Below are 20,862 nucleotides of genomic sequence, written 5' to 3'. Positions count from 1 at the left end.
ATATAGCTCTCACTTGATGAGATCGAACGACTGTACCATGAAGTGGGACTTCATGTATCGTTATCGCCCTTCCTATCTGTGATCGTCGCAGCTAGACAGCCTCTCGTGGTCCTCTCCGCTCTTTTCGGCCGCGGCTTCAAGCTTCTCAAGACGTTCCTCGTGGTCATCTAGGCGGACTTCTTGTTCGAGATCGATGCTGAACAGCGCCGGCAGCAGCGGATTCTGGTGGTTCAACAGCCCGCTCGCGTCGGCGTGCTCGCGGGCGTACTCGATCAGCCGGTCGAAGCGCGGCTGGTCGCGACGCCGCAGTGCCCGCCGGAACTCCGCCCAGCGCTCTTCGATGGCTCGCAACGCATCTCGGTACGTCGGGTTCGTACGCCCCATCGCTATCGGCCCCCTGTACCGCTCGCCGTCCACGCATCGAGCAAGGGATCCGCGGTGGCCGACACCGTCTCACCGTCAGCTGTGACGCCCGTCCCGACGCCCTCCGGAGTCGGCGTCGACGGCGCCGGCGTCGTCGGTTCCACGCCGACCTGCGTGGCGCGTGCCGCGAGCAGCTGCCGCCAGTACGCGAACGTCGTTTGGTAGTAGGTGCCGTCGTCGACGGGATAGACGAGCGTCTCGAAGTCCTCGCCGACGACCCGTGGCCCCATCCGGGTCTGCTCGCACTCCAGGTGGTGGTTGGCAACCGTCGCGACTGGCTCGGTGAATTCGTTTCGTTCGTTTCGCGAAACGAGCACCGGGATGTCGTACCTCTCGGCGTAGGTCGCCAATCGGGCGAGGGTCCGGGCCTGGAGGGTTTTCGCGTGGGTCTCGCCGAGGGTATCGTCGGCGCGGTACTGGGCGTCGACTGCCGGCGCGACGATGAGGGCGGGCGTATGGGGAGACGTATCCTCGTCGCGACCTGGTGCCCGTCGACCGGCCACCCCAGTATCGGCCGTGGACGTCTGGATTGCTTTGTTCACCGCTGACGGGAGATCACAGACGGCGCCGTAGTGCTGATACGCGGTAAATCCGCGTGCGACGTGGATTCGGTTGAGCAACCGTTGACTGGGCGCGATCTGGGCGAGTGTCGTCGTCGCGTGACCATTTGCGTCGACCCAGAAGGCGGGCCCGCCGTGCAGGAGGAGATGGTCGAGCACGAGTGACTGCAGGATCGGGACGCCGCGGCCTCCCTCGACGTCGAGCAGCGTGATGCCGTCGTCGAGCTGCGGTAGCAGCATCTCGTCCGTAGCCGGATTGGCCTGGTCAGTGAGGGACCGATTGCGGTCAGCCCCTCGTGTCGGCTGGTCCACCGCCAATCGGTTCGACGTTGAGTGTTCTCCCATACTCGACTAGTTGTCTACGCCCCCGATAAGCCGCGGCGTGTCGCTTCCGCGTTTCCGGGAAGGCTTGGGACAAATTTAGAACCAGACTTAGTCACTGGATTTCTGGCATGCTTCGTTTGCTTCTGAGAATGTTTCCAGAATGGTCTTCTCAAGTGGTGATCGTTCTTAGGCGCTGTATTGAATACACAGTGCATAGCTCGAATATTCAAATGCCTCTAAAGATAAGGATGCGGTAGAGCGCGAGTTCGAACGCGTAGTTCGTGATCCTGTAATACGACCGATCTACTAGTTGATCCGGTATTTTATGACAGATCACGTCACAACTACATGGTAATGAGGCGACGACAATCAGTTGACCATCTCTTCTCCGACCAATCGATCCACGAGTACCGGCGGGAGCAAGAGACAGAGCTGAAGGACGAAATTAAGGAACTGTCCAATGACGAGCTACAGGACAGCACCGACCTCCTGACCTTGATATTCACGTCGAGATACACACCGTCCCCGATCCAGCTCAACGACTACGACCTGGAACAGGCGGGCGAGGTCGAGAAAGAGATCCCGCGTGGCCAAGGTCTGCCCGGCCTCAATCAGCGCGGCCGGTCTACTAAGACGTACCAGCGGATCCGTGTGAAGCTGCCATTCCACGGCGACCGCGACTTCCTGCAGATCAATCCCAGCTCCTCGAAGCTGAACAAACCGCGCTACAATGAATTGAACCGGAACGAGATCGTCTACTACGTCGACTACACGATCGGGAACAAGGATGCGGAACAGGTCCAGGCCGAGATTCAGTCCGAGGTTGACGAATGGGTGGACAAGGTGGCGTGGTTCGTGGAACAGCTTGAGGATGATATCACGGAGATGGAAGAGCAGCTGCGGCGGACCGCCCGCCGGTCAATTGAGGAACGGCGGGAGATCGTTGATACAAACCATGCGGTGATGGCCGAACTGGGTGTCGACACCGGTGACACCGTGGAATCTGGATATGTAGTGCCGGAGAAAAAGCGAGAAATTGAGTTGCCGTCACCGGCCGCAGACAGTGATGACGAGGTGCTACAGGACCGGACCTTTATCGAGGTCTTGAATCTGCTTGATGACTTGGGACGGGATCTGGAACGGTCCACCACGCCGGTCCGGGGTCTGGATGAGGAGTCGCTGCGCGATATTTTCCTGATGGGGATTAATTCGCATTACTCCGGGTTCGCAACCGGAGAAACGTTCAATCGCGGTGGGAAGACGGATATCCTGCTCCGGTATGATAACGAGAACCTGTTCATCGCGGAGTGCAAATTCTGGGATGGACCATCTGTGTATGCCGACGCGGTCGACCAGCTCCTAAACAACTTGACCGTCCGGGATTCACACGCTGCACTCTTGATCTTCTCACGGCGCCAGGACTTCAGGACGGTTGAGGACCGGATACGGGAGGCGACGATGGATCACGAACAGTATGTCTCTGAGGTGTCGGAGATTGCAGATCACGATGTATATCGACTAGAGTCGGAGAGTGGGCATCCGGTCAGAGTCGCGGTGAAAGCATTCGATGTCCGGGAGTAGGCATAGTGCGATTGGTCCCGTTCTTCTACTCCTGAAGTGCGAATAGTGATCTACGGTAGTCTCAGAGTAGATGGCAGAAGATTCTTTTTGATTGCAAGATACCTATAGGTAAATGAGGTATTCTCGCCGCCGGTTTCTCTCGATGTCTGCGGCTGCCCTGACCTTCCCAGTTGCGGGTGGTGCTCAGGTAACTACAGTGGAGCAATCTGATCAAATCACACCATCTAGCCCGGAATCGGATCCCGTCGACCCGGTGATGGCAGAGATCTATGGCGAACTCCAACTCCCACAGGACGACCCGTTCTGGACGTGGGACATTCCCTACTTCTCGGATGATGCCATCATCGAGTACGAGGTCCGGCCGAAAGACAGCGGCCACCTTCCGGACGTGCTGGTCGTGGACGACGATGGACTGGAGAAATACCGGACACAGGTCGCATCGATTCCCCTATACGACACTCAATCACAGGACCTCGGCTGGTTCGGTTCGGTCCCTTGGCCGGTCGTCTATTTCGACAACATTCCGCGAAAGCTAGACCAAGTGCAGTCATGGAATGTGGAAGGGGGGATGGTCGACATTGAGACGCTGGACTGTCTGACCAATTCCCGGCCACGGCGTGATGCGAACGTCATCGCTGGCGGCGACTATCATCTGGTCTTCGACTGGGCCGACGAGGTCCTGTCTAGTCCGGGGAGCGAAGATGTGACCGTCGAGGTATCCGCCCGCGTCCGCCGAAATAAGCCGGAGGAAGCGGTAGAAGTAGCTCCAGCGCAGGCCTCCACCCTCTACACGACGGTCGGAGCCGCAGGGTCGCCAGTTGTCGAAGCGATGGTACCCGTCGCTGAAGCAATCTGCAGTCGAGTCCCGGACAAAATGAAAACATTGTCCGTCGCTGATGTGCAGACGGAGGCGCCGCGCGCTGTGGAGGCCGTGGCCGTCACACGGATCGTGTTCGCGGTCCTCGACGACAAACTTGGGTATACGCCGACATTCGTCCGGCAGCTGCTAGATGGTGCATCCACATGGGCACGATGGGGGCGGTCGGTGCTCCCGGTCGTCAACAGCATTGACCATGTGATTAATGATGCATGCCGTGTTGTGGGAGCAGAGCCAGGTGCGTTGACAGATGCCGTGGAAGATCTCCTGCTGAGCCTGGGTATTCTTGTGGCTGACCTGTTACTGGCGAAGTTCGGCTTGGTAAGCCGTGTTGCGTCTTTCGGCGTGAAGCGAGCGCACACGTATTTGCTCGGGATTATCGGTGAAGTGCTGGGACTCAAAGCGTATCTGGTGTTGCTCCGAGAGCTGTACAATCTTCTCGAAATGGGTATTCAGCAGACACTCCGGAAGATCAAGTCATTTACCCGCAATATCGAGGAATACGGGTTCCTCACAGATGACGAGGTAGCTACCGTGCAGGAGTTTGAGCAGGAGGAAGATCTTCAGTCGCTTGATTCTGGGTGGGATCTACGGGTGGGACCATTGAACCCTAGTCCGGAATGTCAATCGTAAACCGAATTACCTGACGGAAGTATGGGGCTCCCACTACCGGTACAGTTTTCCCGGTGCGACTACGAGAAATCAGGAATCGATGAATTCAGTTAGGGCAGCTGTTGGGGGTCCTCGTTCTTACTGAATTGGCGATGCAGCTGCCGAATCGACGAGTGCGTACTCTCGATCCCGACTCGTCCCTTCCGCCTCGAGAAGGTTGTACTGCTCCATCTTCGAGAGGTACGTGCGGATAGTCCGTTTCGTCCGCGGATCATCGACGTCCTCGGAATAGCGCTCGTGGATCTCGCTCGGCCCGACCGGGCCGTGCTCGCGAACGATGTCGTAGACGACGCGCTGGTGCGGAGTGAGCGAGTCAAGGCTCTTCTGTTTAATCTGGGCCCGGGCATCCTCAGCGGCGTCCAGGAGAATGTCGTCGGTGATGCGCTCGTGGTTCTCGCGATCTGCTTTGCCGGCGGCCGTTCGGAGGATGCCGATTGCGAGGCGGGCGTCGCCGGCGCCCGCGTCGGCGATTCGGTAGAGCTGGTCGTCGGTGATGACGTCCTCGTCGAGCCCCCACTTTGCCCGAGCACTCAGGATATCGTACAGCTGCTCGTCGTGGTACTTGTCCATCCGGACGTGCTCGCTGGAGCGCAGGCGGCTCACGAGGCGGTCGTCGACGCGGCTGAACAGCTCTTCTTCCTTGTTCGCGATGCAGATGATCGCAAACTGCGGGAGGCTGTGAAGGTCGTAGATGACGCTGGGGTCCTCCAGTTGGTCGACCTCGTCGAGGATGACCACTGTTCGTGGGCCGTCGTGTTGCTGGAGGCGGTCGACGAGTTCGTCGTGCGGCGTCGACTGCCGGTGGATGTCGATGGTGGTGCCGAGGTCGTCGAGGATCTGGTAGAGCGTCCGGAATCGGGTGTAGTTGCGCCAGCAGTTGACGTAGGTGGTTTCGACGTCGAGGACTTCTTCCCGGAGCCGTTCGGTGACGAACTGCGAGATACAGGTTTTACCCGTCCCGCTGGGCCCGGTGACGATGGCCGTGTCGGCGGGTTCACCATTCGTAATGGGCTCGAGAACGCTGGAGAGGTGATTGACTTCGGCGTCGCGATGCTCAACTTCCCGAGGAACGAACCCAGCGCGGAGTACGCGAGCATCGCGGATCATTGTGTTAGTAAGTGACCGGTTCTGCGTCAGGCCATAAATACGTGACCGGGTTGCTTCCGGAAAGCAAATTTCAACAATCGGCCATCGGGTCTCTTTGTGGTGATTCTGTAGAACTCTGAAGGGGTTGCTTTCGGAAATTCACTGAAACACGAACCTTCCTGAATAGCAAATATCCCCTTGGGTTTAAATATCCAAATTGCGATGTATCGCCTGTGACACCCAACGAAAACGACCCTGTCACCAACGTCCCGACCGTCGAGGTGCAAAGCCCCACTGGAAGCCTTGACGTGAATGCCCTTATCAAATCAAACGGGGAAGACGATCCGTTTGCTGGCCTGTTCGAGGACACTATTGATGGCTCCGATACAACACCAGTTCCAACCGCAAACGAGCAAACCCCCGATGTCGTCGACCTCGGAAAAGAACTCCTCGCCGGATATGCAGACTGGAAAGGTGAACAAGTCGATCATGATCCACACGATGATCCACTTCGTTACCTTTGGCACGACGCCCCGGAACTCATTATCGCTACCGCCATAGCAGGCTATTTCACATACAAGGGCGCTCAGGGACTTGGTGGCCTAGTTTCATCTGGTTCAACAACAGATAAGACCGGCACGTCGACGCAGCCGCGTCTCCCTCTTGAAGATCGGCCGTATCGGGTGTTTGTGAGTCACTCGTGGAAGTACTCCGAGCAGCGTGAACGCATTGAGGAGTTCCTTGACGATGAAAGTCGGCTGGACTGGCAGAACTTCAGTGTCCCAGAGGACGATCCGATGGAATTCGAAGATAAGAATGATCTTCGTCAACAGCTCTACCAGCAGGTTGGGCAGGCAAATGTGGTCGTCGTCGTCGCTGGGATGTACGTCTCGCACAGCGAGTGGATCGAGGAGGAAATTGAGATGGCAGACCATTTCGAGAAACCCATTATTGGTGTGCGACCGAACGGGAACAAGCGACTTCCAGCAGTGGTAAAGGAGGAAGCGGATGAGATTGTCGGTTGGCGGCAGAAGTCTATCGTGAACGCCATCGCGAAGCATGCATGATCTACCCTCGGACGAGTATGGCCCAATGCAAGGGGATGGCTGTACACGATCTTCACTCAGACGGCCAGAGCGTGATAAGATGCTCATCAATCAGTACGGGCACTACGCAGAAAGCGTAATGGCGGCTTCCGAACAGCGTCTGGGTCTAAACTGTTTCTACGGTTCCCTATCATCAGGATGGCACAAAGCAACATTCGACGACACCTTAGCGGAATATGCCCGAATCAACTGACGAGACCTCTGGCGCGAGCGAGCCGAATAATGCAAATCTTGGCGAAAATACCGAGGACAAAGACACGCCTGAAACAGAGCCGGAACACCCCGAAGAGGTTACTGGAGGGGACCCAGCCGAACCGGCCGAGTCCGATGCCGTAGAGAATGGGCCGTTAACGAATCTGAACGACGAAGAGACGGACCGCTTGATGGATCAATACATCCACTATGGGGAGGTGGCAATCGAGACTGCGAATCAGCGGGTTCAAATGAACCGATTTTTCGGCTTGATTTTGACGTCGATACTAGCCGGACTCTTTGCTCTGGCCCGAGGAAATTTGACGACTACGAGTGCTGCAATCGTTCTATTCGCCTCTGGATTTGGAAGTCTGATCTGTTACTTTTGGTATCAGAGTTTACAGTCGTATCGCCGGCTGAACAAGGCCCGATATGCTATTCTCAACCAAATCGAATCTGCCCTTCCCGTCCGAATGTATCTTGATGAATGGCGATATCTCAAGCGGGAAAAGCCCGATCCGGAAATCGTTGAGCCCCGGCCTGATGAAGACCCAGATCACCGCTCGCATACGATTGTCGAACAGTGGTTTGTCCGTCTACTTGCCGCTGGATACCTTACTGTCGGAGGATACGCTGGTGGGTTCATTCTGACTCCTTTGCTTACGGGTGCAGGCTATTCTCTACCGTCTCCGACGACAGTCGGGCTAATAATCGGTGCAATCGTTATGATTGGTTCGATAGGGCTATTCTGGATTCGGAGCTGATGACACCTACTATGAAACGATTCGATATTGGAGACCCGGTCCGAATCGATATCCCGGACGAGACAGATCCAGATCACGAGCGCCTCCATGGACGTCGCGGAACCGTCATTGAGATTATCTCAGACGATGCGGGAGCTGTGACTGGTGATCACCGAGAGAGCTATCTTTTCCGGGTTGAACTCGCCAACGGTGACTCCGTTGACGTCCGCTGGCGGGATCTTCGGCCAGTTTGATTGACCATAGTATGGTGACTCCTCTGTAGTCTAAGGTCACTAAACACTAAGTTAGCGTACTGAATACATCTCGGCATTACGATGCTCTCGCTTCCTCCGCTTGTCGATAACGCCAACAGAACACTAGAAGACGCTTACAAACGAATTATTCCCCAGATCGAGGAGGGCCGTATCGCAACTGGATACTTTTATCTCTCAGGATTCGACCTCTACCGGGAAGACCTTGAGAACCTGGCTGACCCCGACGATCTCGGCCACGCCCCACTTCGGATCTTGATGGGCCGTCAGACGAATAGGGGAACTGCTGACGAAATCGGTGAGGGGCAGAATCTCAAAGAGGAACTCAAAAGAGAGGTGAGAGAAAGCATCTCGGAGCTGAATAACGCTCAAATCGGCCGACTAGACCGGCTACGAGACTTTATCGCCGAAGGCGAAGTGAGCGTCCGTGTGCGAAATCCTGAAAACGGTTACTTCCATGCAAAGGGTGCGTCATTTCGAGCGCCACTCGAAGATGACGAAGATTGGGGACAAGACGAGGATGAAGACACCCGCCCATGCGCTACAGTTGTCGGCTCCTCGAACTTCACCAAGAGCGGCCACCAGAACAACATCGAGCTGAACCTCACGAGTCAGGATCGACACAAGGCCGAAGCGTTCGAGGAGTGGTATGACAACCAGTGGGCCAACGCCGAGGAATTTAGTGAGGAGATCATCCGAATCATCGAGAACAGCAAGGAGTACCAGGACTGGAAGGAACAGCAGGAGGACGAGTCCGACAAGGAGACGTCATCCGAGGAGCTGGGCACGTATCTCGAACCGTTCGAGCTCTACAAACTGCTCGCCTACGACGAACTGAGTGGGAACGTTAACATCCGTGACAGCCCACTGTATTACTTCCAGAAGCTCGGGTACGAGAGTGCAAAGGAAAAGCTCTCACAGTTCAACGGGTGCATCGTCTCCGACTCGGTCGGCCTAGGGAAATCATTTATTGGCGGTGAACTCCTCCACGACTACCGCCAACGTGGCGACCACTGTCTCCTCATTGTCCCTGCTAACCTGACTGATCAGTGGGAAGACTTACTCCAGAACGACACTGACGAAGACGGCAATCCGTACTTCGGGTTAGAGGTGGACGGCACGCACCTTGATGTGATGAGTATCAGTAAGTTCCAGAATCTTTCCTACGACGAGGTGCAGGATCTCAAAGACGAGTTCGACGTCCTGCTTATCGACGAGGCTCACCGGTTCCGGAATTATGGGAAGTGGCGACCGAACCCAGACCACGATGACGACTACAAGGGGACGCGACGACACGCCAATCTCAGGCAGCTCCGCGGAAAGACGATGATTATGCTGACTGCGACCCCCATCAATAACAGCGCTACCGACCTGAAGAACCTCATCAGCTTGTTCACCAGCCCGGAGGAACTTCGGAACAAGGCCTCACTCGACTTTGACGCGTTCGACGAATACATCGAACTCTCGGAGACGCGAAAACGCATCGCGGCCGGGAAAGAAGAGGTCGACGACGACGAACAGCAAGAAATCACCGAGCAGCTCCAGCGACACTCCTCTGAGATTTCGAATATCCTGAACGAAGTGATGGTTCTCCGGACGCGTAAGCACGTCAAAGACCAGATTCAGGACAGCGAAGACTTCGAGATGAGCTTCAAGCCGCCGAAACTCAACAAGCAACAGTACTCCCTGCCGGCGGCCTACCAGCCAATCTATCGGATGCTTCCCGACGTGATGGACGCCCTCCACCTTCCCCACATCACAGTCAAAAACCCGAAAGCGGGGAGCACTCTGAAAGCCCTCTACAAGCTGAACCTCCTCAAACGGCTCGAGTCCTCAACGTACGCGTTCGTCCAGTCGATCGAGACGCTGCATCAGAGCGAACGCCAGCTTCTCGGCCTTCTTGGTGAACTCCCAGAGGACGAAGACATCGATATGCTCCGAACTGTTCGGGAGAGGGATGACTCTGAACTCGGTGACTTTGTCGAAGGAGCAGACGCTGCTGAAGATCTCGAACAAACACTCGAAGAATTCGGTTTCGATACCACCGCTATCCAATCGGAAGAAGGAGCTGATACCGAGGGAGATGAACTAGCAGACGCCACCATCGGTGAGGTGAAGACGTACATTAGGGAGGACCTCACCCTTCTCTCGTATTTTCTCTCGCAGTTCATCGGTGATGTCGCCCGTGATGCGGGTGATGTGAGCGATTATGCGGTTTCCACGCGGCAATGGCTCGCTGACCACGACGCTGGTGCCCTTCCAGATATTCCTGAAGAAGAGATGAATCCGATTCTCTACCCGAATAGTGACCTGAGCGAAGTTGACTCCGCTACACGCGACTTTTACGAGGCCGTCTTTTCACTCCGCGAGTTCCGCGACCCGAAGATCGACCGACTTGCAGATGTCCTCTCTGATCACGACCAGAAAGTGCTCATCTTCACTCAGTACCGGGCAACTGCAGACTACGTCTATCGAACTCTCTGTGACAACGTGGATTCACCACTTACCGAGGCGAACAGTGCCGTCGTCAAAGGTGGCGACGAGAATAAGCAGGACATCATTCAACGCTTTGCCCCTGAGGCGTCAGGCTATCAGCAAACGCTCGCTGAGTCGGGGGATTCAGAGCTACAGTACGTAGTGGCCACTGACACGCTGAGTGAAGGGGTTAATCTTCAGGACGTTCATGTGGTGGTCAATTACGACCTGCCGTGGAACCCGATGCGGATTGTCCAGCGTGTCGGGCGAGTCGACCGGATCGGGAGTACCGCCGAGAAACACGTCCACAACTTCTACCCAGACGGCGACATCGAGGCGGCTATCAAGCTTCTGAAACGGCTTCAAGCAAAAATCAACGACATCGCGCTCATCGTCGGGAAGGAGAACAACATCCTCGATCCGAATGAAGACCAGATTCTGGAAAAGACAGGTGTGGACACGGAGAAGACGATTGGGGAACTACAGGTGGACGAGATCGAGGACTCCCTCCAGAAGTCCCGTGAAATTGACGACGTGAATGAACTCGACGACACGAGCAAGAACCCGCTCCTCCGCAACGCTGGGAGTAATGAGCACGCTGCATTCGAACGGTACCTTCTGAAGCGAGAACTAAACGAGGATTACGATCTGACCGCGGAAGACTTCGAGTACGCTGAGGACTTCTTTGATGACCCGCCCGAAGAACGGGAATTCCTCTACACGAATGTAACTGACCACGATGCCGGTCCTCGTCCGGGCGTGTTCGCCCTTGCCCACCTCTGGTTCGACGATGATGACCACGAGTCCCCGCTTGGTCGCGTCCGTCGTGCTTTCTACTACAAGCCCTTCGCCGACGAGGTCAAAGAGCGGCCCGTGAGCACGCTCAACATCGGCCCTTCAGTTGACGGCGAACCGATTACCGGAAATCCAGATACGGTGTTATCGAATCGCGGTGAAATTCAAGCAGTGCTTGACGAGCGCCTTGAGGTGATTCGAGAAGGCCAAGTTGAGGGTGCTTTCAAACAGGGAGAGGCCTTCTCGAAGGAACAGGAAACGATCCTCGATTTTATCAGTCACTACGTTCAGCCGAATCACGGCGATGAGCCGGCTCCTGTTGAAGAGTTCGAAACGATAGGAGAATGGGCTAACGATATCGAAGAGCGGCTGCAGGAGGTAAAGCTGGCGAACACGGATGAAGATCGAATTCTACGGGAGATCTTTCGTCAGAATGAGCAGTACGACTCCTTCCCAGAGTGGCCGACTGTTGAGTTCCTCAGGCAGCTTGAGGAGTTCTTGGAAGAGAACGTCGAAGCCTCTACTGAATACCAGACAAAACTGATGGGAGAGAGTGATGTACAAGCGAAGCTCGTATGCTGGGGGGTTGTCGGACAGTGATTCGGGAGCTACGGTAGGGGCCCCTTCTGATCCAGCAGATCATATTTCTCCAAGACCAGATCGAAGTACATCTCGTCCATCAGCTTCGGATTCTCAACGCGATGGAAGTCGTCGAGGACAAACTTCACGTCACGACGTTTCAGGCCATACGCGTGGAATGCGGCCGCGTCGATTTCAGCCTGTAATTCTCTACGTTCTTGATCTTCTATCGCTGCCTCGATTCCGCCGAGTCGCTCACGCATTTCTTTGAATTCTTCCCCGTAACAGTTCAATCGGGCAGCTCGTTCAGCGATATAATGGAACCAGTCCTCTCCGTCGGTGAGGCGTGGTAGCTGGGATTCCAGTAGCTCGCGCTTGACGATATGCGTCTCGACTTTGGTCCGCATCAGGAAATCGAACGCAATGCTATTCAGGAGCCCCGTTGCCACGAAGAGTTCTTGATCCGTAAATCGCCGGACGTAGGGTGACCGAAGTGGGGACTCTGTGAGGTGTTCCTCTTCAGGCTCAATAGCGAACGGCTTGAACGTGTTAATGGTGTGGAGACAGATGACGTCCTTCGGAAGTACCGTAGCTATTATCGTCCGCTCGTCCCGGGCTCGAGAAACGTCTCGAATGCCGATTCGGTATTCAGTACAATCGAGCAGGACATCTTCTTCCTCAAGTCCGTGACCACGGTGCTCTTCGAGTAGTTCATCTACGAATTGAACTTGAGACTTGCTCGTCTCTGAACCTCCAAAGGCGTCGTAGATTGCCCGTTTGAGATTACCCCTGTTGAATTTCTTTTCTCGAACACGGTACTGAGCACTATTCGGTGGATCGTACATCCCCCGACTCCAGTACTGCGGTCCATCTAACGCATCTGTGTAGGTATTATCGTACTGGAACTGGTGGATATTTTTGCCGCCGTAGACGGGATAGTCGGCCTCCTCCGGCGATGTCTGGAGCCTATCCTTATCAGTCGATTCAACGAACTCCTTAGTGAGCATATCAACTGTCCAAGTCTCCTCTAAATCTTCACCCAAGGAAGGCTGCTCAACTACCTTCTCCAAGACGCTTACTTCGATCTGCGAGGTGATGGATGGGAAGATTCCCCCCTCTGGAGAATAACTGACGAGTACGTCGCGCGGGATATTGACTGCCTCATTTTCGATCCGGTAGACTACATCCATGTCACGTTGGTTGAATATCCCCCGAAGAGCTGATGTCTTCCCCCCATATTCGAACGTCAGAATCGCGAACCGATATCTATCGTCGATAGCCTCGAAGACACCCTTGTTCTCGAACCCGATGAGATTCTTCACGTCCGTGTGGTCCAGCAGATGCATTCGGAGGTCTTTCCCCATTACTCCCCCGAAGATAGTACCGGGGAGGAGCAGACTCACCTTCACGCCGTCTCTGGAGAGTCTGAAGACCCGCTCAAGAAAAAGAGCCGAAAGTTCGTTCTTTGTCGGCATCGTTCGACCGCCTACCACCGGAGATTGGAGCTTATAGACATTTCCCTGTGTGAAGAAGTCTGCCTGCGTTTCCATCGATTCCTTGTAGTCCTCCCATTCCCACGCAACTTCAGGGTTTGAGAGGAGGTCTTCCATCACACCGTCCTTTTCCTCCGACGGATAGGTACGGAACTGCTCATCGTAGCGGATGAAGAAGTCGTCGCGATTCGCGTAGAGCATGTCCCACGGCGGGTTCCCGATGAACACGTCGAATCCACCCTTCTCGAAGACGTCGGCGAACTCCAGCGGCCAGTGGAAGGGGGACCACTCCCGAATTTCCTCGATCGTTATATCGTCAAAGCCAGCGTCTTGGAATTCCCGCCGAAGGATTTCGTCAAATTTGTCCCGGTGTTCCTCTATTCTATCTTCTGCCTCTTTCCGCCATTCTTGAGCTTCAACACTGGTCTCCGCTTTCTTGTGCTTCTTGATGGCTTCTTTCACGTCCTCAAAACGAGTTTTTACCTCCCAAGAATCGAGATCGCTGTCTCCGTCTTCGTTACTCTCGATGTCCGTATCGAGTTGACCGATTAGGCTGTTCCCCTGCCGTACATTGAAATCGATGTTGGGGAGCGGCTCCACCTCACTCGGTTCGTCCTCAATATCAGCGACCATCGACAACCAGAGCCTGAGCTTGCAAATCTCAACAGCACCTTCGTCGATATCGACTCCGTACAAATTGTTGAGGATGGCCGTTCGCTTTGCGTAGAGTGATGATGAGCCTTTTCCAGACTCGATTTCCTCTATCTCTTCCCGTGTTCTGGATTCTAGCTCCCAGCCTTGCCCTTCAGATTCGAGCCGTTGGAAATACTCAATGCATTGCATGTATAGGTCCATCAGCACCTCCTGTGCAGCGAGCAGGAAGGCGCCACTTCCTACGGCGGGATCGAGAATGTGTGCTTCCTTCAGAATATCGTGGTAGAGAGTCTCCACATGGCTGGTCTGAACGTTTTCCGTTGGAACTTGCTGAGTTATGGTTCCGCCATCAGCTACAGCTTCTGCGCCACTATCTGACTCGGGTACGGGGAATCCGAATACATTGTCGACCTCGTCGTAGTCTGCGTCCACAGCCTCATTGAGTTGATCGAGCAGATACGGATGGATCGTCCGGCGGGCCATGAACCCCGTGATCTCTTCCGGCGTGTAGTACGCTCCCATCTCCTTCTGATTGACCGTTTGCTCGAAGATGTGGCCCAAGATCGCCGGGGAGAGGTTCTTGGGATCGACGATGTCGAGTCGTTCGTCAACGTTCCAGTTCCAGTCGGAGAGGAAGTCGAGGATATCGTCGAAGAGCTCGTTCGTTTCCTCGGCAGGGCCACCTAACTTCGCGTCCTCGAACTCTTCTTCGACGGGATTCTTTGCGAACAATCCACCGTTCAGATACGGAAGGCTACCGAAGTCAGGGTTCTGCTTGTCTTCTGCCAGGTATTCGAAAAAGAGCGGTTCGTAGAACTCTTCGTAGTGGTCACCACCCTCGTCAACGACTTCATTCGGCTGTTCGTGGAGGTAATTCGGGTTTCGATCAAGAAGGCGCTTTTCCTGGATGAAGTATAGGAAGATCATCCGGTCAAGAATGACCTGCACATATCGTTGCTTCGCATCACCACGATCGTCAGGGATGCCTGTGACTTCTTGAATGAGATCTGTCCGGAGTTCCTCGAACTGTTCATAGAACTCCTTGACAACCTGTTGCGTGTCGTAGAGCGTATCGTATATCGCAGCAGAGGAACCGTACTCGATTGCGTTCAGTTTCTGGAGAATGGTGTTCTTCTCTCCGCTGTCCCGCCTGAACTGCTCCTTTGAGAACGAAATCTTTTGATGCTTGATTCGGCCGTGCTGCTGGCCTTCCCAGCTCCGAACTCGTGTGATGAAGGTGAAATTCTCGAAGTCGTTGGTAGCAACGAGGTTGGTGTGCCGTGAGCGATTTTCCGGTTTGAAGTCCGTGGCAGTCTCACCGGGGCCAGCATTGACGATGACGATGAATTCGTCATCATCAAGCTGGACTACGAGCTCGTTATCGCCCCCTAGTTTCGGGCGTGGTTTGAGCCCGCGTTTTTCAAAGGTGTTCGCTATATCCTGTAAAGAGTCCCAGCCCGCGATATCGGATGCGGTGATCTGCTGGAGAGTCATACCACCTGAAAGTTGCTTTACTCATATGAAAATGATGGATATGAGGGTGACTTTTGACTGAACTGGTCAATGCACTTGTTGAATAGAGTGCAAGAAACAGCTCGTATTTCACCAGCACTCGTAGTTCAAGTCGAAAAACAGCCAATAGCCAGATGCTCAGTTGATGCAATGCATTGAGTATTTCCAACGGCTCGAATCTGAAGGGCAAGGCTGGGAGCTGGAGAGTCGTAGTCGTGAAGAATTAGAGAGTATCGAAGAGGGACACGGGGGGATGTCACTTTTCGCAAAGCGATCTATCATCCTTAACAATCTCTATGGTGTCGATATCGAGGACGGAGCAGTCGAGATCTGCAAACTACGCTTGTGGCTGTCGATGGTCGCTGATATCGAGGATGAACCGAACGAGGTCGAACCACTCCCGAATATTGATTTCAACATCCGTCAGGGTAACTCGCTGATCGGGTTCACCGAGCTCCAAGAAGTCGCACGGGAGGATGCCGGCGATGCTTCACTCTCGAATTGGGGTGTCGGAACTGCAGTCAAAGACCTCTATGAGGACATCATCAGGGAACAGGACCGCCATCGAGCAGCGGATTCTGCCCGTGAAGCGCAGAATGCTCGTAAAATGGCTGAGCGAAAAATCGACACTCACAGCGAGGAGCTTAATGAAAAGATTCGCGATCAGTTCAACGAACTTGTCGACGAGGATGTCTCTCTTGAGGAACTAGAGGAGTTCTCACCGTTTCATTGGGTGCTCGAGTTCGCGACAGTCTATCGCGAAGGCGGCTTTGATGTCATCATTGGAAACCCACCGTGGGATGAGCTGAAGCCATACCGGACGGACTTCTTCCCAAAGTACGATACTGAGTTTCGTAGCCGCCCGCCAGATGAAAAGGACAAGAAGGTAGAGGAGCTCTTAGAGAACCCTGAAATCGCTGCCGAATGGAAGAAGTTCCAGCGGGACAAGGAACGGCAAGCGACCTATATCAACCAGAGTGGAGAATATGAGTACCAGACGCCAAGCGTAGAGGGTCAGCAGGTTGCACGGACGAACGACCTGTCTCTACTGTTCTTCGAGCGCGTCTACGATATTGTCAGAGATGGTGGTTATGTTTCACAGCTGCTTCCTGGTCCGTTCTTTAATGCCGCCGCTGGGAAGGATCTGCGAGTACATGCCTTGGAAGAGTCGGAGATTCAGAGTATCATCGGATTTGAAAACCGAGGTATCTTCTCCGACATAGACAATAGATATAATTTCGGTATCGTTACGCTCCGAACAGCGGGAAGCACTGATACTGTCCATGGAATCTTTCATCAGACTTCCGTTGACGCTCTTCGATCGATTGACGACGTAGCTCTAGAAATTCCAGCGCGCATCCTCAAAGAGTATTCTCCAGGAGCTCGAATTTTCCCTAACATCGAGAAACAGCAGGAGGTCTCAGTGCTAGATAAAATTCTCCAGACACCACCATTAGCGGCTGAAATTGAAGATGCTTGGCGTACGGTCCTGTACAAGGAACTGGATCGGGGACGAGATCGGGATAGATTCATCGAAGACGAATCCAATGGGGATTATCCGGTCTATCAGGGAAAGAATATCCACCAATTCTGTTATGAGTCGACCTACGTCGACGACCTCGAGCCCATCTCTTTGTGGAGTGTCGATGAGGATAACGAGGAGCTGAGCGCAAAGCGTCGCGTTCGAGAGAAGAACTTCCGTGCCCGGGACGATGCGATCAGCCTCAAGAAGGCTATCTACAACAAGTTCGCTGATGACCCTGAGTTCAGCCATCTCCCGTCAAGTTCCCAGAAGCGTTTCGTCAATCGGTTGCTAACCGAGGAATTCGACCGCCCCGAACTTTCCGTGGAAGACGTCCGTCTCCATAGCTCTGATTACCGGCTTGTGCTCCGTGAAGTCGCTCGTGCAACGGATGAACGCACACTCATTGCAGCTGTTATCCCGCCCGGTGGAGTCGTCGTCCATACGCTGTACACGGTCCGTCCATTCGAGGCGAACCCTACCAAGGACGACCTTTCGGAATTCCCGATGCACAGCGCTTACGACAGTGTTTTCACCGATAAGGAGCTTTTCGTCGCGCTTGGTCTGATCAACAGTATCCCCTTTGATTTCTTGATGCGGACAAAAGTTGATTCCCACGCCTCGAAGTACAAGTTTGAGGAGTCACAGGCCCCTCGACTCACTGACGGCGACGACTGGTTCCATTACATCGCTGATCGAGCGGCGAAGCTCAACTGTTATGGTGAGGAGTTTACCGAGATGCGTGAGCGACTTGGCGGGATTGAGCCGGCGACGGATATGGAGACTCGGCGTGAGCTACAAGCCGAAGTCGACGCGGCCGTGTTCCACGCATATGGGCTGGATGAGGAGGAAATGCAGTTCGTCCTTGATGACTTCCATAGAGTGTCGAATCCTCGAATTATGACGGAAGCGTACTTCGAGAAGGTCGCGGAGAAATACACTCATCTCGGAGATGTAGGCCCGCTGGAGTAACTACTGAAATAGCACTACGATTGGTTCCTGAACATCAGTAGCTTCAGCTTTACTGATGAATACTGTCCAGCGCTCGTCGGGTCATCGCTCCATCAACATTCAAATATTGACGTGCAGTCGTGATGTCCTCCCACCCGAACATTGCTCGGAGTGCAGGAAGGTCTAAGCCCCTTCCCGCATGGTACGACGCTGCTGTGGCACGTAGTCCGTGTAATGAGGTTGCGTCGTTAGACAGTTCTGGGGACAATTCAAGGGCGGTTTCCAGTCGCCGCTGTAAAGTCGAGAACGAATAGGGCCAGCCACCATGTTCGTTGAGTAGTAGTTCAACCGCGACTCGGACTCTATATGAAAAGTGGTACGGAACTGTTCGAGATGCGGCTTCTGTTTTTGGGAGCCAATAACGCTCAGCAAAGCTCTTGAAATCCGTATTGGGATTGTGATCCAGCCGTTGTTTCACCGCCTGCCGACAGTAGCCACAGATACCGCCATCCCGTCCCTTCGTACAGTTTTCCTGTGTTGGGATCTGGATCATCTGCCGCTCTATGTCAACCCACGTTGTCGACAAGTGCGTTGTTTCTCCTGGTCTAAGTCCAAGACGGCCTCCAAGGAGAATGGCCGCTCGTGTTTCGAGCCTCCGTTGCGTATCTCCTATCCGCCCTGCTCCTTCTAACAATAGTTCGAACTCGCGTTCGCTAAGGGCCCTCTCTCGTGTGGCTACCATATATATCGCTGTCTGGCGATACAAAGATAACCCGCATCTTCTCCGAGTGTCAGGGTGAATAAATTCACAGTCGCCGGAGATGAGGCCCACTATGACAGGAAATACTTATGGATGCTCTCCGGACGAAGCGTATGGGACTCTTTGAGACCTTATTTAGCTCATCCACGGGGGATTCTGTCCCTCAGGCACAGCAACCGAGTCAACACGAAATCTTCCCCGAGGACAAGTACAATGTCGCATACGCTGTAGCCGCTCGGCGTGAAGAAATTCGGGCGTTAGAACACCTTCTAGAAGCGGATCAGACCTCACCTACCGCCTTGGAGGCTGGGCCTTTCCTTCAGGATATAATCGAAGATATGGAGCGGGATCGGGAATACTCCCTCCGCCTTCGCACCTCCGGCGAGGAGCTCGTCGACGATATCCATGAACTCATAGAGCATTGGGACAATCAGGTAGATGAGCAGATAGGGACGATTTGGTGGCCTATCGGAGCAGATACGACGTTCAGGTTGTACCTCCATTATCTCGAACTCCGTGCTGACGCGGAGGATGACCAATTTTCGTTCCCGGAGTCTGCTGGACAGGTTCACACTCTCGTCCAGCGTGGTCTTAGTGCAATGGAAGATGATGACGACTCGAAGCTCGCTGTAGTCCACAAGCGAGACATTCCTTGGGAAGTACCAGCTGAGGACAGCTGATCCAGTTCGCTCCTTCTCAAAGAGACCGATTAATTGTATCCAGTATCAAACTCAGTTATGGTAGAAATCCCAGACTCCCTGTGTTCGCTGTTCACTGCGAAAATTAAGGAGGAGGATGGCACATTCGTCATCGAGATTCCTCCGAGTGAGATCAAGCATGGGACGCTGACTGTTGATGAAACGTACCGTATCGCTCTTCTTGATTTATCCTCCGAAGCTAAATCGACATCTACACAGAGCCCACGGCATTCCGCCTCTCAGGGGACCACGAACCACGATTCATCTGGTCCTCCTGTTGATGAGGGAGAAGTGCGCGACGTGACAATCGAAACCGTCGGTGATCAAGGAGACGGTATTGCGAAAGTCGAACGGGGGTACGTCGTGATTGTTCCCGGCGCTCAACCCGGCGACGAGCCAACAGTCGAAATCGAACAAGTTCAGGAGAACGTCGCGTTTGCGAGCATTGTCGATAGCGATCCGCGAGCACTCTAACCTGTTGTCCCTTCTGTGGATCGGTCTTCTTCTCGGTAAACCATCGGTGTGAGAAGGTTCCGTTCGCGTTTGTCTGATGGAGGTGGTTCTGAAAGTCACGTCACGTCACGTTTTCTTCACGCGTTCGCGATGGCACAACCTTCCAAGGCCGAAATTCAATCTATGACAAAGGAACCGATTGAGGTACTCGACGACTTGGCCGACCAGGTCGCCGATGAGTTCGAGGCGTACAGACAGCCGGACGAATTCAAGGATGTCTCGCTCGTGATTGAGAACAGCGACGAGGAACATCCGACGCTGATCGTCCACGTTGATAGAGAGGACGCGGAGTCCCTTGCCGACCGTATTGATGAGTTCCTCCGCAAGCATGGTGCTCGTACTGAACGGGAACGACACTCAGCTACGGATGTCCGTGTGTTAGCGACGGTCGACTGACACCGCCCCTCCAATTTTTTGACTGACTGCAAGCACCGCTGAAGGACCCTATCTTCACTTCCGATCAAGGGGGTCCCGACCGCTTCAGCTCAGGTGGTTAATCTGTGCAGACAGATACTCTTGGAGAGCGGTGACCGTTTCTTCTGAGACTGCTGAGGCCCCGAAGTCACTCCGATACCCGTGCTTGAGTTCATCGCTCTCTATGATCTCCAGTCCACGCTCAAGCTGCTCCCGTAGCGCATCGTCGTCCCCTCGCCGAAGGTGAGGCGTGACAGCGTCGAGATCGATATCTTCTGCTACTGCCAGGACGTCCCGGAGGTCTGTTTCACGGCCGCTATTGAGCTTTGCCGCGACGAGGACTGCCCCATCGATGACTCTGGCTGTGGTCGTCACTGTACCTCCGCTCACCTCCTGTTGGTGGCTGTGGTCGTACAGGTAGTCGAACGACCACTGTGCCTCCGTCTGGCGACACCCGAGTCCGTTTACCAGGAGATCGAAGCCGATCGGCTGCTGCGGCGTGAGCCGCTTCTCGTACTCGATTACTTCGGTGTCGTAGAACCATTTCTTGGCGTGACTGTCCGTTTCCTCGAATCCCTGCTGTTCGAGGAACTCGACGAAGTCAGCCTTGGAGTCCGGCGCGACGACGATATCGAGGTCCGTGGAGAAGCGAGCATTGAA

Annotated in this window: 16 protein-coding genes; 10 read left to right on the top strand and 6 right to left on the bottom strand. The window is 54.4% G+C overall.

Annotated elements, in window-relative coordinates:
- Positions 1–72: 72 nt before the first annotated feature.
- Positions 73–384: a hypothetical protein gene (locus tag GRX01_RS16735; RefSeq protein ID WP_159670602.1), complete on the bottom strand. Its 312-nt coding sequence runs from the start codon at positions 382–384 to the stop codon at positions 73–75.
- A gap of 2 nt (positions 385–386) precedes the next feature.
- Entirely contained in the window at positions 387–1,223 is an 837-nt protein-coding gene (locus GRX01_RS16730; RefSeq protein ID WP_159670367.1) for a hypothetical protein, read from the bottom strand.
- 438 nt (positions 1,224–1,661) lie between these two features.
- On the opposite strand from GRX01_RS16730, the gene GRX01_RS16725 reads away from it, so the two are divergent.
- Entirely contained in the window at positions 1,662–2,888 is a 1,227-nt protein-coding gene (locus tag GRX01_RS16725) for a hypothetical protein (protein WP_159670364.1), read from the top strand.
- 256 nt (positions 2,889–3,144) lie between these two features.
- Positions 3,145–4,398, top strand: coding sequence for a hypothetical protein (locus tag GRX01_RS16720; protein WP_159670361.1), 1,254 nt, complete (start codon positions 3,145–3,147; stop codon positions 4,396–4,398).
- A 117-nt stretch (positions 4,399–4,515) separates the two neighbouring features.
- Here the strand turns inward: GRX01_RS16720 and GRX01_RS16715 are convergent, their stop codons facing one another.
- On the bottom strand, positions 4,516–5,544 hold the full coding sequence (locus GRX01_RS16715; protein WP_159670358.1) for a Cdc6/Cdc18 family protein: 1,029 nt from the start codon (positions 5,542–5,544) through the stop codon (positions 4,516–4,518).
- A 212-nt stretch (positions 5,545–5,756) separates the two neighbouring features.
- Here GRX01_RS16715 and GRX01_RS16710 point away from each other — a divergent pair, with 212 nt between their 5' ends.
- From GRX01_RS16710 to GRX01_RS16700, 4 genes are all read left to right on the top strand, one after another.
- On the top strand, positions 5,757–6,590 hold the full coding sequence (locus GRX01_RS16710; protein ID WP_321168180.1) for a TIR domain-containing protein: 834 nt from the start codon (positions 5,757–5,759) through the stop codon (positions 6,588–6,590).
- Positions 6,591–6,805: 215 nt separating this feature from the next.
- The gene (locus tag GRX01_RS16705) at positions 6,806–7,585 is read left to right on the top strand and encodes a RipA family octameric membrane protein (RefSeq protein WP_159670355.1); all 780 of its coding nucleotides are present in this window, start codon (positions 6,806–6,808) and stop codon (positions 7,583–7,585) included.
- Positions 7,586–7,596: 11 nt separating this feature from the next.
- Positions 7,597–7,818: a hypothetical protein gene (locus GRX01_RS19635; RefSeq protein WP_394351397.1), complete on the top strand. Its 222-nt coding sequence runs from the start codon at positions 7,597–7,599 to the stop codon at positions 7,816–7,818.
- A gap of 81 nt (positions 7,819–7,899) precedes the next feature.
- A complete protein-coding gene (locus GRX01_RS16700; protein ID WP_159670352.1) occupies positions 7,900–11,706 on the top strand; it encodes a helicase-related protein in 3,807 nt (1,268 codons plus the stop codon).
- Between the two features lie 8 nt (positions 11,707–11,714).
- Here the strand turns inward: GRX01_RS16700 and GRX01_RS18955 are convergent, their stop codons facing one another.
- Positions 11,715–15,326 (bottom strand): Eco57I restriction-modification methylase domain-containing protein, encoded by a 3,612-nt coding sequence (locus tag GRX01_RS18955; protein ID WP_201289627.1) that lies wholly within the window; start codon positions 15,324–15,326, stop codon positions 11,715–11,717.
- A gap of 271 nt (positions 15,327–15,597) precedes the next feature.
- Between GRX01_RS18955 and GRX01_RS16690 the strand changes: the two genes are divergently transcribed.
- A complete protein-coding gene (locus GRX01_RS16690; RefSeq protein WP_159670349.1) occupies positions 15,598–17,838 on the top strand; it encodes an Eco57I restriction-modification methylase domain-containing protein in 2,241 nt (746 codons plus the stop codon).
- A 49-nt stretch (positions 17,839–17,887) separates the two neighbouring features.
- Here GRX01_RS16690 and GRX01_RS19630 read toward each other — a convergent pair whose 3' ends face one another.
- Positions 17,888–18,559 carry a tyrosine-type recombinase/integrase gene (locus GRX01_RS19630; protein ID WP_159670346.1) on the bottom strand — a complete coding sequence of 224 codons (672 nt, stop codon included), beginning with the start codon at positions 18,557–18,559 and terminating at the stop codon, positions 17,888–17,890.
- Between the two features lie 131 nt (positions 18,560–18,690).
- On the opposite strand from GRX01_RS19630, the gene GRX01_RS16680 reads away from it, so the two are divergent.
- The 3 genes from GRX01_RS16680 (at position 18,691) to GRX01_RS16670 (ending at position 20,184) form a co-directional block, all read left to right on the top strand.
- Positions 18,691–19,257, top strand: coding sequence for a hypothetical protein (locus GRX01_RS16680; RefSeq protein WP_233741085.1), 567 nt, complete (start codon positions 18,691–18,693; stop codon positions 19,255–19,257).
- 57 nt (positions 19,258–19,314) lie between these two features.
- Complete coding sequence (locus tag GRX01_RS16675) at positions 19,315–19,749, top strand: TRAM domain-containing protein (RefSeq protein ID WP_159670340.1); 435 nt, start codon at positions 19,315–19,317, stop codon at positions 19,747–19,749.
- 162 nt (positions 19,750–19,911) lie between these two features.
- A complete protein-coding gene (locus GRX01_RS16670; protein ID WP_159670337.1) occupies positions 19,912–20,184 on the top strand; it encodes a hypothetical protein in 273 nt (90 codons plus the stop codon).
- 84 nt (positions 20,185–20,268) lie between these two features.
- Here the strand turns inward: GRX01_RS16670 and GRX01_RS16665 are convergent.
- Positions 20,269–20,862: hypothetical protein (locus GRX01_RS16665; protein ID WP_159670334.1), on the bottom strand; the 594-nt coding region annotated here is incomplete at its 5' end.

The sequence above is a fragment of the Halobaculum saliterrae genome, assembly GCF_009831625.1.
Classification (GTDB): Archaea; Halobacteriota; Halobacteria; order Halobacteriales; family Haloferacaceae; genus Halobaculum; species Halobaculum saliterrae.
Note: the sequence above shows the minus strand (reverse complement) of the source record. Positions and strands in the feature narration are given on the sequence as shown.

What these genes read in the sequence shown, in the direction of transcription:
- GRX01_RS16730 (WP_159670367.1), bottom strand. Translation starts at nt 1,223, where the DNA reads ATGCTGCTACCGCAGCTCGACGACGGCATCACGCTGCTCGACGTCGAG.
- GRX01_RS16680 (WP_233741085.1), top strand. Translation starts at nt 18,691, where the DNA reads ATGGGACTCTTTGAGACCTTATTTAGCTCATCCACGGGGGATTCTGTC.
- GRX01_RS16725 (WP_159670364.1), top strand. Translation starts at nt 1,662, where the DNA reads ATGAGGCGACGACAATCAGTTGACCATCTCTTCTCCGACCAATCGATC.
- GRX01_RS16670 (WP_159670337.1), top strand. Translation starts at nt 19,912, where the DNA reads ATGACAAAGGAACCGATTGAGGTACTCGACGACTTGGCCGACCAGGTC.
- GRX01_RS16675 (WP_159670340.1), top strand. Translation starts at nt 19,315, where the DNA reads ATGGTAGAAATCCCAGACTCCCTGTGTTCGCTGTTCACTGCGAAAATT.
- GRX01_RS16735 (WP_159670602.1), bottom strand. Translation starts at nt 384, where the DNA reads ATGGGGCGTACGAACCCGACGTACCGAGATGCGTTGCGAGCCATCGAA.
- GRX01_RS16690 (WP_159670349.1), top strand. Translation starts at nt 15,598, where the DNA reads ATGTCACTTTTCGCAAAGCGATCTATCATCCTTAACAATCTCTATGGT.
- GRX01_RS16715 (WP_159670358.1), bottom strand. Translation starts at nt 5,544, where the DNA reads ATGATCCGCGATGCTCGCGTACTCCGCGCTGGGTTCGTTCCTCGGGAA.
- GRX01_RS19635 (WP_394351397.1), top strand. Translation starts at nt 7,597, where the DNA reads ATGAAACGATTCGATATTGGAGACCCGGTCCGAATCGATATCCCGGAC.
- GRX01_RS19630 (WP_159670346.1), bottom strand. Translation starts at nt 18,559, where the DNA reads ATGGTAGCCACACGAGAGAGGGCCCTTAGCGAACGCGAGTTCGAACTA.
- GRX01_RS16700 (WP_159670352.1), top strand. Translation starts at nt 7,900, where the DNA reads ATGCTCTCGCTTCCTCCGCTTGTCGATAACGCCAACAGAACACTAGAA.
- GRX01_RS16705 (WP_159670355.1), top strand. Translation starts at nt 6,806, where the DNA reads ATGCCCGAATCAACTGACGAGACCTCTGGCGCGAGCGAGCCGAATAAT.
- GRX01_RS18955 (WP_201289627.1), bottom strand. Translation starts at nt 15,326, where the DNA reads ATGACTCTCCAGCAGATCACCGCATCCGATATCGCGGGCTGGGACTCT.
- GRX01_RS16720 (WP_159670361.1), top strand. Translation starts at nt 3,145, where the DNA reads ATGGCAGAGATCTATGGCGAACTCCAACTCCCACAGGACGACCCGTTC.